This window comes from Rhodoferax sp. TS-BS-61-7, from assembly GCF_002943465.1.
GTDB lineage: Bacteria > Pseudomonadota > Gammaproteobacteria > Burkholderiales > Burkholderiaceae_C > Allorhodoferax.
The window spans coordinates 313,258-327,215 of record NZ_PTQY01000004.1; the positions used below are offsets into that span (position 1 = coordinate 313,258).

Genomic DNA, 13,958 nt, shown 5'->3' on the forward strand with positions numbered 1-13,958 from the left:
GGCCAGGCGTCGGCTCGCCAACCACCCGTTTGCGGCCGCACAACGCAAAAAGCCACCGAACCGGTGGCTTTTTTTTGCCCGCCTGCATGGCGGGCTTGCGACGAAAACCGTTTAGGCTTCGTTGCGGCTGCGCATCACAGCGTGTTGCAGTTCGGCCATGATGCGGGGGTCGCGGTGGGCGTATTCCCACATTTTTTCTTCCATGCGGCGCTCTTGGGCAGCGTGCACCCAACCCATGATCACGGCAGATGCGGTAGCCGACATTTTGCGCAGGGGAGGTGCCAACAAGGCCAGGGCAGCAAAGGCCACGGTCCACAAAGCAACCCAACCCACCAACAAGTGGCCGTCGACCCAGGTATCGATCACCTGGTCTGCCACCACCAACAGGGCGGACAACACCGCGGCGAGCAACATGCCCGCCAGAGTGCGCGAGCCCTCGGCCTTGGGGGCCGACAACACGGCGGGGGCAGAAGCAAAATACGAGGAAGAGAGTACGGTGGTCATGGTCAACTCCTTAAAAAGGTTGAAGCTCACTGGGTTAAATCTTTTGGATGGACGAATCATAGGGTTTTCCCTTATGCGATTCAACTTTTGGTTGGTGATGTTTGGTATTCACCAAAGTTATGATTGGCCATGTCGCCCCCAGCCCTCAACCTGCGCACCTTTGACCTGAACCTACTCAAGGTGTTTGACACGGTCATGGCCGAGCGCAGCCTGACCAAGGCCGCCGAACAGCTGGCGCTGACCCAGCCGGCGGTGAGCAACGCCCTGCGCCGCCTGCGCGATGCCCTCGGTGACGAGCTGCTGGTGCGCAAGGGCCGCAGCCTGGAGCCCACACCGCGTGGCCAGGAACTCTGGCCTGCCGTGCGCGAAACCCTGCAAAAACTGCAGGCCTCGCTGGCGCCCAGTGTGTTTGACCCCGCCACCGCCACCAACACCTTTGTGCTGACCATGGCCGACGCCACAGCGGCCGAACTCATGCCGCCGCTGGTGGAAGTGTTGGCGCGTGACGCACCCGGTGTCTCGCTGCGTGTGGTGCCACTCACCACCCGCGACCCGCGCCGCGTACTGGACGAAGGAGCGGCCGACCTGGCCATTGGCCACTTCCCGGCCGTGCTGACCGACCTCACCGCGCGCGCGCAGGCCGGCGCGGGCGAGTCCTTCCGCCACCACCGCCTGTTTGTAGGCGACTATGTGTGTGTGATGCGCAAGGACCACGCGATGACCCAGGGCAAGTTCACGCTGGACCGCTTTTGTGAGGCCCACCACATGCTGGTGAGTTTTTCGGGCCGGGCCTTTGGGTTTATTGACGAATCGCTGGTCAGCCTCAAACGCACGCGGCGTGTGGTGCTGACGGTGAACCAGTTTTTCACCGCGGGCCGCGTGGTGGTGCACTCCGACCTGCTCACCGTGCTGCCACGCCACTTTGTGCATGTGACGGGTTATGCCGACCAACTGGTGATTCGCGAGCTGCCGTTTAATGTGCCGCCCATCCAGGTGGATGCGCTGTGGCACCAGCGCCTGGACGCGGCCGCCCCACATGCCTGGCTGCGCCAGCAAATTGCCCTGCTGGGTGACCGCCTGTTTTCCGCATGAAGATCCAGCTGCTGTCCGACCTGCACCTCGAAGGCAACCCGCACTGGCAGGCCCAGCCGATACCCGGTGCCGACCTGCTGGTGCTGGCCGGCGATGTGGGCTCGTACCAAACCGGCTCGCAGCTGACGGACGAGGACTTTGGCCTGGGCCGCTTTTCCCCCTTGCAGGGCTGGCCCACACCCGTGGTGTTTGTGCCTGGCAACCACGAGTACGACACGTTTGACTTTGACACCGCCCACGCCCGGCTGCGCGCCACCTGCGAGCGGCTGGGCATTCTCTGGCTGGAGCGTGAAACCCTGGTGATACACGGCGTGCGCCTGGTGGGCACCACACTGTGGACCGACTTTGACGCGCTGGCCATGCATGCGCCCGAGGCCCAGCGCCTGAAGGCGCGCGACAAGGCCTACCGCGCCGCCAACTACTACCTGAAGAAAACCCTGACCACACGCCACGGCGAGCCCTGGCTGGCCGAGGGCCTGCGCGCCCAGGCACTGGAATGCCAGGCCTGGCTGCGTGCCGCGTTGGCCACGCCGTTTGACGGACCGACGGTGGTCATCACCCACTTTGCGCCCAGCCTGCACAGCGCCGACCCGCGCTACGGCCTGGTACCCGGCACGGCAGGCTTTTGCAATGGCCTGGACGAACTGCTGCCCTACGCACAGCTGTGGCTGCACGGCCACCTGCACGCGCCCAGCGACTACCGCGTGGGCCACTGCCGCGTGGTGGCCAACCCGCTGGGGTATGCGCGCAAAAACGAACAGCTGGGCTACCGGGCCGACTTTTTGATCGAAATCAGCCCCTAGCCCCCGTGGATATTGCGCAAGCAGCTATCTATTTAATAGCGACCTGCGGCCTACCACCGCCGGTTGTTGCCGCTTGTCAGAGGCCAGGCTCGGGCGCCACCCGCACAAAACTGGCAAAACGGGGCACACCTTTGTCGGTCAACCCACGGTAGCGGTAAGTCACCCAGCTGCCCACAGACGGTGGGGCAGCACGCTCGGCATCGCTGAACCCCGTGCCGAGTTTGAAGCGCTGCGCGGGCTGCCCGGCCTGCGCCGGCAACTCCAGCCACAAGGCGCCCAGGCGGCCCACATGTTTGCCCTGCCCCGGCACATGGGCCAGCACACGGGCTTCGGCGTCGGCATGGGGTTTGAGTTTGCGCAGCGCCTCGCTACGCTGCGGCGTGTAACGTGCGTCGCCTTGGTGCAGCATCAGGCCCTCGCCACCGGCACGCACGGTGTCGTCGAGCAAACGCTGCAGGGCCCGGGCATCGGGGGCCGGAGTTTGCGCCACCGCTTGCACCCAGGGCTGGGCAATCTGCTGCACGGTGGTTTGCAGGGCGGGCAGGCGTTCGTCAAAAGTGCCTCCATGGGCCGGCAGGTCAAACACCATGTACCGCACGGCGCGCCAGGCCGCCTCGTCGGGGCGCTGGTCGCGCACCGTGGCCACGGCCCGGGCAAACTGCCCGCGCCCGGCCCACAACTCGCCGTCCATCGGCTGCGCGGGCCAGCCTGCGGTAAACCAGGGCGGCGCGGCAATGGCATGGCCGCCGCGTGTGCGCAGGTGTTGGCCATCCCAGTAGCCGCGCACACCGTCGTATTTTTCGCTCACCCACACACCGGCCAGCGGCTGGCCAGCCTCGTGCAACCGGGCCAGCATCAGCGCAGGCGGCAGGGTTTGCGCGTCGCTGCGCCGCGAGGCGGCTCCCAGCGCCAGGCACACCGCACTGACTTTGAGCAGCACCCGGCGCGTGACATTTTTCTGCATGGGCATGCGTGTCTCCTCCCTGTTGTGCGCGGAGTTTGATATACCGCACGCACTTGCGCAATAGCACCACTACACTGGCGTTTTTACCGAGGAGCTCTCCATGAAAATTCTGTTGGCCGTTGACGGCAGTGCGTACAGCAAAAAAATGCTCGCTTACCTGAGCACCCACCCAGCCCTGCTGTCGGCCGACCACGACTACACCGTGTTCACCGCCCAGCCCGACTTGCCACCCCGCGCCAAAGCGGCGGTGGGCAAAGAGGTGGTCAAGAGTTACCAGTCGGAAGAGGCAGAAAAAGTGCTGGCCCCCGTCAGCAAATTCCTGCTGCGCCACGGTATCAATGCCAAGACGGACTGGAAAATCGGCCATGCCGGCGCCCTGATTGCCAAGACCGCTGACAGCGGCAAGTTCGACCTGCTGGTGATGGGCAGCCACGGCCATGGCGCGCTGGCCAAACTGGTGATGGGCTCGGTCACCACGCAGGTGTTGGCACACTGCGGGGTGCCCGTACTGCTAGTCCGCTAAGGCTACGCGGCCCCCCCTGCGTTGGGTTTACCAGCGCTGGTGCACCAGCGGCTTGGCGTAACGGGCGTACACGTCGGCCAGGGCCTGCATGGTGGCGTCGCTCAGCGGCGGTAAGTCTGCCGCAGCCACGTTGTCTGCCACCTGCGTGGGGGTTTTGCCGCCGGGGATGGTGCAGGTCACGGCCGGGTGCATCTGGATCCAGCGCAGCGCCATTTGCGCCATGCTCTGGCCAGCCGGCACCAGGGGGCGCATGGCCTCCACCGCCTGCAGACCCACGTGGTAGTCCAGCCCCGAAAACGTCTCACCCTTGTCAAAGGCCGCACCTTCGCGGTTGAAGCCGCGGTGGTCGTCTGCGCCAAAGGTGCTTTGCGCCGTCATCTTGCCGCTGAGCAGCCCGCTGGACAGCGGCAGGCGCGCCAGAATGCCCACGCCGCGTTTTTGGGTTTGCTCAAACAACAGCTCGGCCGGGCGTTGGCGGAACAGGTTGTAGATGATCTGCACACTTTGCACGCCGGGGTACTCGATGGCCTTGAGCGCCTCTTCCACCTTCTCCACACTCACACCGTAGTGGCGCAGCTTGCCGGCCGCCACCAGGTCATCCAACACGCCAAACACTTCGGGCATGTAAAACACCTCGGTAGGTGGGCAGTGCAGCTGCAGCAGGTCGATGGCTTCGGTGTTGAGGTTCTGCAGGCTGCGCTCCACAAATGCCGTCAGATTGGCACGCGTGAAGCCCGCGGCTACGTGCGGGTCGAGCCGACGGCCGGCCTTGGTGGCCACATAGAAGGGTTCGCTGCGCTCCTGGCGCAGGCGCGCCAGCAGGCGCTCGCTGCGGCCGTCGCCATACACATCGGCCGTGTCAAAGAAGTTGACGCCCAGGTCCAGCGCGCGGTGCAGCGCGGCCATGGAGTCGGCATCGTCCACGGCGCCCCAGGTGCCGCCAATAGCCCAGGCGCCGAAGCTGACGGTCGAGATGTTCCAGCCAGTGCGGCCGAGGGGACGGTATTGCATGTGTTGCCTTCGTTTAAATTGCTATGATTTCAGGAGCTGCTTGCGCAACATCCACGGGCGCTAGAGGCCTATTTGATCCCAAACTCTAAGCCCCTGGCTTGCGCCCGGCTTCAAACACCCGTTGCAGCACGCAGAACACAAACAGCAGTGCGCCAATCACGATGCGTGTCCACCAGGAGCTCAAGCTGCCGTCAAACATGATGAGCGTCTGGATCACACCCAGGGTGAGTACGCCGAACAAGGTGCCTGCCATATAACCCACACCACCACTGAGCAGGGTTCCGCCAATCACCACGGCGGCGATGGCGTCCAGCTCCAGCCCCACGGCATGCAGGCCATAACCCGACAGCATGTAGAAGGTGAACACCACGCCGCCCAGCGCCGCGCAGAAACCACTCAGCGCATACACCGCCACATTGGTGCGCGCCACCGGCAGGCCCATCAGCACGGCCGAATGCTCGGACCCGCCAATGGCATACACGGTGCGGCCAAACTGGGTGCAATGCGCGATGAACACCGCACCCGCCAGGACCAGCAGCGCCAGAACCGCGCTGATGGACACCATGGGGCCTTCGGGCCAGAGGTGGATACGCGTCTGCGCCAGCACGGTGTAGGCCTCGTCGGTGATGCTGATGGAGTCGATGCTGATGAGGTAACACAGGCCGCGTGCCAAAAACATGCCCGCCAGCGTGACGATGAAGGGTTGCAGGCGGAAACGCTGGATCAGCCAACCCATGAAGGCGCCAAACAGCGTGCCCATACACAACACCAGCGGAATCGCCACCATCAGGTCCCAGTGCAGATGCTGCACCAGCTTGGCCAGCACAATCGTGCTGAGCGCCACCACCGAGCCCACCGACAGGTCGATGCCGCCGGACAGGATCACAAAGGTCATGCCCACCGCCACGATGACCAGGAAGGCGTTGTCGATCAGCAGGTTGAGAAACACCTGGGCCGAGAAAAATCCGGTGTACGACACCGAACCAAACACCGACATGGCCGTGAACAGCGACACGGTGGCCGCCAGGGGAATAAATTTGCTTTGCAGCTTCATGCTTGGCTCCCTGCGTTGGGACGCACCACCCAGCCGCGCACCGCACGGCGAAACTCCGCCGATTGCATCAGCATGACCACAAACACCACCGCGGCCTTGACCACGAGGTTGATTTCCGGCGGCACACCAATCGAATAAATGGTGGAAGTCAGCGTCTGGATGATGAGCGCACCAATCATGCTGCCGGCCAGGCTGAAACGCCCACCGGTGAGCAGGGTGCCACCCAGAGTCACCGCCAAGATGGCGTCCAGCTCCAGCAGGTTGCCGGCGTTGTTGCCGTCCGCACTCTTCACGTTGGAGCTGATGATCAGCCCGGCAATGCCCGCGGTGAGGCCGCAGAATGCGTAGACACAGATGCTGATAAGCCGCTCGCGTACACCGGCCACACGGGCCGCCGCGGGGTTGATGCCAATGGCCTGGATGAACAAGCCCAGCGCCGTGCGTGTGACGGCCAGGTGCATCAACAGGTAAACAAAGGCCGCAATGAACAGCGCAAATGGCAAGCCCCACAGGTAACCGCTGCCAATGTAGAAGTAGGGCGGGTAATACACCGTGACAATTTGCCCGTCGGTGAGCAGCTGCGCCACGCCCCGGCCGGCCACCATCAGGATCAACGTGGCAATGATGGGCTGCAGGCCGATTTTGGCCACCAGCACCCCGTTCCACAACCCACACGCCAGCGCGGTGAGCAGTGCACACACAATCGCCAGCCACATGGGGAAACGGCTGATGTGTTGTGCCACACCGTCGGTGATGACCAGCTTGCCGCCCACCATCAGGGCGGCCACGGCCGCGCTGATGGCCACGGTGGCACCGACCGAGATGTCAATCCCGCGCGTCGCAATCACCAGCGTCATGCCCAGCGACACCAGCATCAGCGGTGCGGCACGGTTCAGGATGTCGATGATGCTGCCGTACAGGTGGCCATCGCGCCACTGCAGCATCCAGAAGCCGGGGTTCAGGCTGGCGTTGACCATCAGGATCAGCACCAGCGTGACCACCGGCCACAACAAATGGTGCGTCTGCACCCGCTTCCACAAAGAAGGCGTCGTAGAGGTACTCATGCCTGCCCCGCAATCATGGCGTAGACCGCCTGGTCGCTCGTGCCGCCGGGCAGCTCGCCCACCTTGGCGCGATCGCGCAGTACCACGATGCGGTCAGAGACGCGCACCACCTCGTCCATCTCGGAGGAGATGAACAGCACGGCCATCCCCTGTTTGGCCAGTGCCAGTATCTCGTTCATGATTTCCTGCTTGGCGGCAATGTCGATGCCGCGGGTGGGTTCGTCCAATATCAACAAGCTGGGCTGCGTGGCCAGCCAGCGCGCCAGCACGGCTTTTTGCTGGTTGCCGCCCGACAGCTGCCCGATGGGAGTGTCCACATCGGCGGTTTTGATGCCCAGGGCTTTCACGTAGCCCTCGGCCAGCGTGGTTTGCTGCACCCGGCCGATGGCGGGCCACAGGCCTTGGCGGGCCTGCAAGGCCAGCACAATGTTTTCGCGCACCGAAAGCTCGGCGATGATGCCCTCGGCCTTGCGGTCCTCCGGGCACAGGGCCAGCCCCAGCTGGATGGCGGTGGCGGGTGAATCCATGCGCACGGCCTTGCCGCCCAGCAGAATTTCGCCCGCATCGCTGCGGTCCAGCCCAAACAGCAGGCGCGCCAGCTCGGTACGGCCCGAGCCCAGCAGGCCGCCCAGCCCCACCACCTCGCCGCGGCGGATGCCGAGGTCTACCGCTTTCACATGGCCGCGGCGGTTTAGCGCCTTGGTTTGCAGCCATTCCGGTTCCGCCGCACGGGCCTCGCCATCGGCAGCCTCTGCACTGTGGGCGGCCACCAGCTCGCGGCCCACCATGGCCGCGATCAGGGCGTTGTGACCCAGCTCGGCGGCCGGGTATTCACCCACCAGCTCGCCATTGCGCAGCACGGTGATGCGGTCGCACAAGGCATACACCTGGTCCAGAAAGTGGGTGACAAACAAAATCGCCATGCCCTGGTCGCGCAGCTGGCGCAGCACGCCGTACAGGCGCTCCACCTCTTCATCGTCCAGGCTCGATGTGGGCTCGTCCAATATGAGCACCTGGGCCGAGATGCTCAGGCCGCGCGCAATCGCCACCATCTGCTGCACAGCGACCGAGTAGCTGGAGAGTGTCTGGGTGACGTCAATGTCCAGATTCAGGCGGGCCAGCAGTTCGCGCGCCTCGCGGTGCATGCGGGTCCAGTCGATCGACCATGCGCCGGTCAGGCCCCTGCGCGGGTAACGGCCGGCAAAAATGTTCTCGGCCACCGACAGGTTGGGGCAGAGGTTCACTTCCTGGTAGACGGTGCTGATGCCCAGGCGCTGCGCGTCTAGCGTGGACGTGGCGCGGATGGACTGGCCGTTCAGGCGCATATCGCCCTGGTCGGCCGGGTAGACGCCGGTCAGGACCTTGATGAGCGTGGACTTGCCCGCGCCGTTCTGGCCCATGAGGGCGTGGACTTCGCCGGCAAACAAGCGCAAGTTCACGCCCGAGAGGGCCCGCACGGCGCCGAACTGCTTGGCCACGCCGGAAAGCTCCAGCACGGGCGCAGCGGCATCGCGGGCCGGTGGTGTGTGTGTCATGGTGTCGTGTAAAAAAGGCCTGCAGCGCGAGCCGCAGGCCAAGACCTGGTAACTAAATGGAGAAGTCGTCGCGATCAGTACTGGCGGCTGGGGAACTCTTTGGCCGCAGTTTCCATGGGGTACACACCGTCTTTGCCGATGATGCGGCGAGGCACGGTTTTACCTGCAGCGATGTCTTTGGCGGTGGCCATGACCAGCGGTCCCAGCAGGGGGCTGCATTCCACGCTGACATTCAGTTTGCCGGCGATCATGGCTTCAAACGCGCCCTTCACACCGTCCACCGAAATGACCAAGATGTCTTTAGCGGGCTTGAGACCGGCTTCCTCGATGGCCTGGATGGCACCAATCGCCATGTCGTCGTTGTGTGCGTAGAGCACATTGATCTTCTTGCCTTCCGCCTTCAGGAAGGCTTCCATGACTTCCTTGCCCTTGGCACGGGTGAAGTCACCAGTTTGCGAACGGATGATCTTGATGTTGGCATTGCCCTTGATGGCAGTCTCGAAACCCTTCTTGCGGTCAATGGCGGGCGCAGAACCCACGGTGCCTTGCAGCTCGACCACATTGATGTCGCCCTTCATGGTCTTGGCTTTTTCCACCAACCACTGGCCCGCCATTTCACCTTGTTTGACAAAGTCAAAACCGATGTGGGTGGCGTACAAAGACGTGTCTTTGGAGTCCACCGAACGGTCCATCAGGATCAAAGGAATCTTGGCATCCTTGATTTCCTTCAGCACGGTGTCCCAGCCGGACTCGACCACGGGCGTCAGGGCAATCACGTCCACTTTTTGGGCGATGAAGGAGCGCAGGGCCTTGATCTGGTTTTCCTGCTTTTGTTGCGCGTCGGAAAACTTCAGCTCAATGCCGGCGGCCGCAGCGGCAGACTTCATGGAGTTGGTGTTGGCAGTGCGCCATTCACTCTCGGCACCAATCTGGCTGAAGCCGACCACAATTTTCTTTTGTGCGAATGCGCTCAGGGGCATGGCCATGGCCAGGGATGCGGCGGCCGCAGTGGCCAGCAGGGTACGTCGGTTGTTTTTCATGTCTGTGTCTCCTCGTTTTGTAAGTGGATGCGGGCCCACGGATGTCAGAAGGGCCACCCGCGTCCGGCCTGCTTCTGTGCCTCTTGTGCCTCACCAGAAATTCCCTGAAATCGGTACCAAGAAGTGAGCGGATAGTAAGCAGCGAATTGATATTGATCTAATAGAGATTTGCGTATCTCACATACAGAACTTCGGATTCAGGTTAACCCTAGGCCCTTGTAATTCAACGTTTGTTTAGTCTGGTTGTGTGATTTAGTCTGCGCAGTGTCGTAAGCATCTATTGCAAAAGAGATAAGTCAGACGGCGAACTTTCTATTTCTCAAGCGCCTGCCACGTCCTTAGCATGCGAGACCTGCCGCCCTTTGTGGCTGCGTTTCTGACCTCCTGCACCGGACCCCCATGACACCCACTGCCCCCCCCACCATCCATTGGCTGCAACACGCCGGCCAACGCCTGGGCTTGCTGCCCACCCTGGGCGGCAGCGTCGCCAGCTGGCAACGCGACACGGCGCAAGGCGCACTGGACCTGTGGCGCCCCTGGGGCGGTGTGGCCGACCTCTACACCACGGCCTCCTTCCCGCTGGTGCCCTGGTCCAACCGCATTGGCCACGGTGGCTTTACCCACCAAGGCGTGACCCACCCCATGCGCCCCAACCGCGAGGGCGAGCCTTATCCCATCCATGGCGACGGCTGGCTGCAGCCCTGGGCGATCCGCCAGCCGCGGCTGGACACGCTGGAGATGGCGCTCGAATCCAAAGGCTTTGATGGCAACCCCTATCACTACCGCGCGTTGCAGCGTTTTGTGCTGCGCGAGGACGGCATGGACCAGCTGCTGGAAGTCACCCACCTGGGCGCGGACAGCCTGCCCTACGGCCTGGGCCAGCACCCGGCGTTTTTGCGTACGCCGAATGCGCGTTTGCATGGGGCGGTGCAGGGCGTGTGGCTCAGCGGGGCCGACCCCATGCCCACGGTCCACACCAGCGACTTTCCGCCCAGCTGGGACCCACGCCAAGGCATGGGCGTGAGTGGCAGCCTGATCGACAACGCCTACACCGGCTGGAGCGGCCAGTCCCACATCGACTGGCCCGAGCACGGCCTGCGCCTGCACATGCGCGACCCAGCCGTGGTGGCGCGCGGCAAGAACGATGGGTTTTGCCTGCTGTACCGCCCGCCGCAAGGCCAGCACTTTTGTTTTGAACCGGTGACCCACCCGATCGACGCCTTCCACGCCGAAGGTCAGCCGGGCTTGCAGGTACTGCAGACCAGGCAGACATTGGCGCTGCAGGTGGAATGGCGGTTTGAAGTATTGACTTAAAACGCTATCAATTCAGGAGCTGCTTGCGCAATAGCTATAAGGGCTAGCGGGCATTTAGGCCATCAAAACAGGTGGACAATACGAGCTCGATAATTTCATCGTCCGTCTGCAGTTCACCCATCTTGAGGAATTCCAGCACCGGGTCGCACGCGCGTGCGTACAAGGTGTAGAGCACCGCAATGGCCGGCAGTTTGGGGTTGATCAGGCCTTGCGCCTGCGCCGCCACAATCCAGGCGCCCAGGCGGTCGCTCACGTCCATCAGCCCGTCCATATAGGCCTTGTGGCCCATGAGGGTGGCGCGCAGCGTGGAGTTCTGGCTCGGCAGCGACGGCATCTCGCCGCCCAGCTTCAGGCCCATGGTCCAGCGCACCACGGCGCGCAGCTTGTCCAGCGGCGCTTGATCCTCAGGCAAGGTGTCCAGAAAGGCCTGGGCCTGGCCCATGAGGTGGGCCATGGCGGCAGCGGCCAGGTCTTCTTTGCTGGGAAAGTGTTTGTACAGGCTGGCCTTGGCAATGCCCACATTGGCGGCCACCTCGTCCACCGTCATCGCCTCAAACCCCTTCTCGGCCAGTAACAGGTTCACGGCGCGGATGATGGCGTCCTCCCGCGCCTGCAGCATCTGCTGTTTGAAAGAGATTTTGGCGGGGGCGGCGGTGTTCATGCGGCCATTCTATTCGGCGGCGTCAAATTGCAGAGAGGCCGCCCAGTTTGTGACTAAGCAGTCTTCTCCACCAGAATGCGCCCCGCCGCTTGCGACAGCGCGGCCGTCAGCCGGTCAATCACCTCGGAATTCAGGTTCCAGCAGTGCCAGTACAGGTTCACCGGCAGCGTGACCGTGGGTACCAGGTTCACCAGTTGGCCGTTGTCGATCAGGCCGCGCACCAGCAGCTCCGGCACCACGCTGGCGCCCCAGCCGGCCAACACGGCGCGTACCATGCCCTCGGAGCTGGGCACAAACCGCTGGCTGACCGAGACGCGGCGCAGGTTCAGTGCCCGGCCCACAAATTCAGACGGCAAGTCGTCCTTGCGGTTGAAGGCTACGAACGGAATGCTGCGGAAGTTGTGCGGCGTAAGGCCTTGTGGGCAGTGCGCCTGCGCATAGGCCTGGCTCACCACCGCCACGTAGTGCATGGCACCCAGTGGCAGCACCTTGCAGCCGCGCAGCGCCTGTTTGAGCGTGGTCACACAGCCCAGCACCTGGCCTTCGCGCAGCCATTCGTGGGTGAAATCCTGGTCGTCGGTAATGATTTCCAGCGGCAGTCCGGCGTGCACCAGCGGGTCCAGCGCCGACAGCGCCCAGGTGGCAATGCTGTCGGCGTTCACCGCAATCGAGATGCGTTCGTCCTCGCGCGTCGCGCCTGTGTTGGGGGCCAGCTCCTGCAGATCACCCTCCAGGTCGGCGCGCAGCAGGCGCATCTGCATGGCATGTTTGATCAGCAGGCGGCCCGCTGTGGTGGCCTTGACCGGGCGGCTGCGCACCAACAGCACGGTGCCCACCTGCGCCTCCAGCGCGCGCAGGCGCTGCGACACGGCAGACTGGGTGATGGACAGGCGCACGGCGGCGCGCTCAAAACCGCCCTCTTCCACAATGGCGGCCAGGCATTCCAGGGCATCGGTATCAAAGGTTCGCATGGCCCACATTATTAGCGCTGCTAATGTTTTCGCAAACGCTTTCATTTCGCTTTTGCAGGCGCGCCCCTTGCATCACACTGGCACTATGAAAATCATTGTTCTCGGCGCCGGCACCATCGGCATTTGCACCGCCTGGCACCTGTTGGAGCTGGGCCACGAGGTGACTGTGGTGGAGCGCCAGCCTGACGCCGCCATGGAAACCAGCTTTGCCAACGGCGCGCAAATTTCGGTGAGCTACTGCGAACCCTGGGCGAATAAGGAAGCCCCGCTGAAGGCCCTGAAATGGATGCTGAGCAAGGAAGCGCCGCTGCTGTTCCGCCCGCAAAACCCGTTTGGCCCCGGCCTGCACCAGTACACCTGGGGCCTGCAGTTCCTGGCCAACTGCAACGACACCGCGTTTGAGCGCAATGTGCAGCAGCTCGTCGCCCTGGGCGCCTACAGCCACGCGGCACTGAAAGACGTGGTGGCCGCCACCGGCATCGAATACAACCGGCTGGAGCGTGGCATTGCCCACTACTACTGCGACCAAAAGTCCTTCGACACGGCAGGCGACGCCGCCGCGCTGATGCGCAAATACGGCGTGAACCGCCAGGTCATCAGCAAGGAAGAGCTGCTGAAGATCGAGCCCGCGTTCACGTCGTTCAGCAGCAACATCGTGGGCGGCACCATCACCCCCAGCGACGAGTCGGGCGACTGCCGCGTGTTCACCCAGGAACTGGCCAAGTTGTGTGAAGCGCGCGGCGCCGAGTTTTTGTACGAACACAGCGTGGATGGTTTGAACGTCAGCCTGGGCGCTATCAAATCAGCAGCTGTTCGCGCACTATCCACCGGCCCAAAAGGCAAAAAAGTGCCTGGATCGCTGCGCACACTGCAAGCCGACCACATCGTGGTGGCGGCCGGTTCGTACACCGCACCGCTTTTGCGCACCGTGGGTGTGGACCTGCCCATCTACCCCGGCAAGGGCTACAGCGCCACCTTCAAGATCCTGAAGCCCGAACTGGCCCCCTTGGTCTCCACCATCGACGACGCCAAGAAGATCGCCATCAGCCGCCTGGGCGACCAGCTGCGCGTGGCCGGCACCATCGAGGTAGGCGGGTTCGACCTGTCACTGGACACTCCCGTGGCCCAGGCGCGCTGCAACATGCTGGCACGCCGCATTGAGGAAGTGTTGCCCGGCGTGTGCGACACCCGCAGCGAGGCCGAAGGCGGCCAGCCCAACTACTGGACTGGCCTGCGCCCCGCCACCCCCACCAACATCCCCTACATCGGCCAAAGCCCGGTGCGCGGCCTGTGGGTCAACGCCGGCCATGGCACGCTTGGGTGGACGCATGGCGCGGGGTCGGGCAAGGCGATTGCCGAGCTGATCCATGGCGAGAAGCCGGCGATGGATTTCAGGTTTTATGGTGTCTGAAGCGGCGCGTA

At 63.6% G+C, this 13,958-nt stretch carries 14 protein-coding genes; 5 read left to right on the forward strand and 9 right to left on the reverse strand.

Features of this window, described 5'->3' with window-relative positions:
- Positions 1-111: 111 nt before the first annotated feature.
- On the reverse strand, positions 112-504 hold the full coding sequence (locus tag C5F53_RS13100) for a hypothetical protein (RefSeq protein WP_105261803.1): 393 nt from the start codon (positions 502-504) through the stop codon (positions 112-114).
- Positions 505-633: 129 nt separating this feature from the next.
- On the opposite strand from C5F53_RS13100, the gene C5F53_RS13105 reads away from it, so the two are divergent.
- Together C5F53_RS13105 and C5F53_RS13110 are read left to right on the forward strand one after the other, a co-directional pair.
- Entirely contained in the window at positions 634-1,596 is a 963-nt protein-coding gene (locus tag C5F53_RS13105; protein WP_105261804.1) for a LysR family transcriptional regulator, read from the forward strand.
- The gene (locus C5F53_RS13110; protein WP_105261805.1) at positions 1,593-2,399 is read left to right on the forward strand and encodes a metallophosphoesterase; all 807 of its coding nucleotides are present in this window, start codon (positions 1,593-1,595) and stop codon (positions 2,397-2,399) included. The genes C5F53_RS13105 and C5F53_RS13110 overlap by 4 nt, the downstream gene beginning before the upstream one ends.
- A gap of 76 nt (positions 2,400-2,475) precedes the next feature.
- Here the strand turns inward: C5F53_RS13110 and C5F53_RS13115 are convergent, their stop codons facing one another.
- Positions 2,476-3,369 carry a DNA ligase gene (locus tag C5F53_RS13115; RefSeq protein WP_105261806.1) on the reverse strand — a complete coding sequence of 298 codons (894 nt, stop codon included), beginning with the start codon at positions 3,367-3,369 and terminating at the stop codon, positions 2,476-2,478.
- 94 nt (positions 3,370-3,463) lie between these two features.
- Here C5F53_RS13115 and C5F53_RS13120 point away from each other — a divergent pair, with 94 nt between their 5' ends.
- A complete protein-coding gene (locus C5F53_RS13120) occupies positions 3,464-3,886 on the forward strand; it encodes a universal stress protein (protein WP_105261807.1) in 423 nt (140 codons plus the stop codon).
- A 27-nt stretch (positions 3,887-3,913) separates the two neighbouring features.
- Here the strand turns inward: C5F53_RS13120 and C5F53_RS13125 are convergent, their stop codons facing one another.
- From C5F53_RS13125 to C5F53_RS13145, 5 genes are all read right to left on the reverse strand, one after another.
- The gene (locus C5F53_RS13125) at positions 3,914-4,897 is read right to left on the reverse strand and encodes an aldo/keto reductase (RefSeq protein ID WP_105261808.1); all 984 of its coding nucleotides are present in this window, start codon (positions 4,895-4,897) and stop codon (positions 3,914-3,916) included.
- Positions 4,898-4,982: 85 nt separating this feature from the next.
- Positions 4,983-5,951, reverse strand: coding sequence for a galactofuranose ABC transporter, permease protein YjfF (gene yjfF / locus C5F53_RS13130; RefSeq protein ID WP_105261809.1), 969 nt, complete (start codon positions 5,949-5,951; stop codon positions 4,983-4,985).
- On the reverse strand, positions 5,948-7,015 hold the full coding sequence (locus C5F53_RS13135; RefSeq protein ID WP_105261810.1) for an ABC transporter permease: 1,068 nt from the start codon (positions 7,013-7,015) through the stop codon (positions 5,948-5,950). Before C5F53_RS13135 ends, yjfF begins: the two co-directional genes overlap by 4 nt.
- Positions 7,012-8,550: a sugar ABC transporter ATP-binding protein gene (locus tag C5F53_RS13140; RefSeq protein WP_105261811.1), complete on the reverse strand. Its 1,539-nt coding sequence runs from the start codon at positions 8,548-8,550 to the stop codon at positions 7,012-7,014. Before C5F53_RS13140 ends, C5F53_RS13135 begins: the two co-directional genes overlap by 4 nt.
- Positions 8,551-8,624: 74 nt before the next feature.
- A complete protein-coding gene (locus C5F53_RS13145) occupies positions 8,625-9,590 on the reverse strand; it encodes an ABC transporter substrate-binding protein (protein WP_105261812.1) in 966 nt (321 codons plus the stop codon).
- Between the two features lie 399 nt (positions 9,591-9,989).
- On the opposite strand from C5F53_RS13145, the gene C5F53_RS13150 reads away from it, so the two are divergent.
- Entirely contained in the window at positions 9,990-10,904 is a 915-nt protein-coding gene (locus C5F53_RS13150) for an aldose 1-epimerase (RefSeq protein ID WP_105261813.1), read from the forward strand.
- A 43-nt stretch (positions 10,905-10,947) separates the two neighbouring features.
- Here the strand turns inward: C5F53_RS13150 and C5F53_RS13155 are convergent, their stop codons facing one another.
- Both C5F53_RS13155 and C5F53_RS13160 read right to left on the reverse strand, forming a co-directional pair.
- Complete coding sequence (locus C5F53_RS13155; RefSeq protein WP_105261814.1) at positions 10,948-11,565, reverse strand: TetR/AcrR family transcriptional regulator; 618 nt, start codon at positions 11,563-11,565, stop codon at positions 10,948-10,950.
- A gap of 53 nt (positions 11,566-11,618) precedes the next feature.
- Entirely contained in the window at positions 11,619-12,536 is a 918-nt protein-coding gene (locus tag C5F53_RS13160; protein WP_105261950.1) for a LysR family transcriptional regulator ArgP, read from the reverse strand.
- 85 nt (positions 12,537-12,621) lie between these two features.
- Here C5F53_RS13160 and C5F53_RS13165 point away from each other — a divergent pair, with 85 nt between their 5' ends.
- On the forward strand, positions 12,622-13,947 hold the full coding sequence (locus C5F53_RS13165; RefSeq protein ID WP_105261815.1) for a D-amino acid dehydrogenase: 1,326 nt from the start codon (positions 12,622-12,624) through the stop codon (positions 13,945-13,947).
- The last annotated feature ends 11 nt before the right edge of the window (positions 13,948-13,958 follow it).

Coding starts and splice junctions, on each gene's coding strand:
- C5F53_RS13100 (WP_105261803.1), bottom strand. CDS start 504: ATGACCACCGTACTCTCTTCCTCGTATTTTGCTTCTGCCCCCGCCGTG.
- C5F53_RS13105 (WP_105261804.1), top strand. CDS start 634: ATGTCGCCCCCAGCCCTCAACCTGCGCACCTTTGACCTGAACCTACTC.
- C5F53_RS13110 (WP_105261805.1), top strand. CDS start 1,593: ATGAAGATCCAGCTGCTGTCCGACCTGCACCTCGAAGGCAACCCGCAC.
- C5F53_RS13115 (WP_105261806.1), bottom strand. CDS start 3,369: ATGCCCATGCAGAAAAATGTCACGCGCCGGGTGCTGCTCAAAGTCAGT.
- C5F53_RS13120 (WP_105261807.1), top strand. CDS start 3,464: ATGAAAATTCTGTTGGCCGTTGACGGCAGTGCGTACAGCAAAAAAATG.
- C5F53_RS13125 (WP_105261808.1), bottom strand. CDS start 4,897: ATGCAATACCGTCCCCTCGGCCGCACTGGCTGGAACATCTCGACCGTC.
- yjfF (WP_105261809.1), bottom strand. CDS start 5,951: ATGAAGCTGCAAAGCAAATTTATTCCCCTGGCGGCCACCGTGTCGCTG.
- C5F53_RS13135 (WP_105261810.1), bottom strand. CDS start 7,015: ATGAGTACCTCTACGACGCCTTCTTTGTGGAAGCGGGTGCAGACGCAC.
- C5F53_RS13140 (WP_105261811.1), bottom strand. CDS start 8,550: ATGACACACACACCACCGGCCCGCGATGCCGCTGCGCCCGTGCTGGAG.
- C5F53_RS13145 (WP_105261812.1), bottom strand. CDS start 9,590: ATGAAAAACAACCGACGTACCCTGCTGGCCACTGCGGCCGCCGCATCC.
- C5F53_RS13150 (WP_105261813.1), top strand. CDS start 9,990: ATGACACCCACTGCCCCCCCCACCATCCATTGGCTGCAACACGCCGGC.
- C5F53_RS13155 (WP_105261814.1), bottom strand. CDS start 11,565: ATGAACACCGCCGCCCCCGCCAAAATCTCTTTCAAACAGCAGATGCTG.
- C5F53_RS13160 (WP_105261950.1), bottom strand. CDS start 12,536: ATGCGAACCTTTGATACCGATGCCCTGGAATGCCTGGCCGCCATTGTG.
- C5F53_RS13165 (WP_105261815.1), top strand. CDS start 12,622: ATGAAAATCATTGTTCTCGGCGCCGGCACCATCGGCATTTGCACCGCC.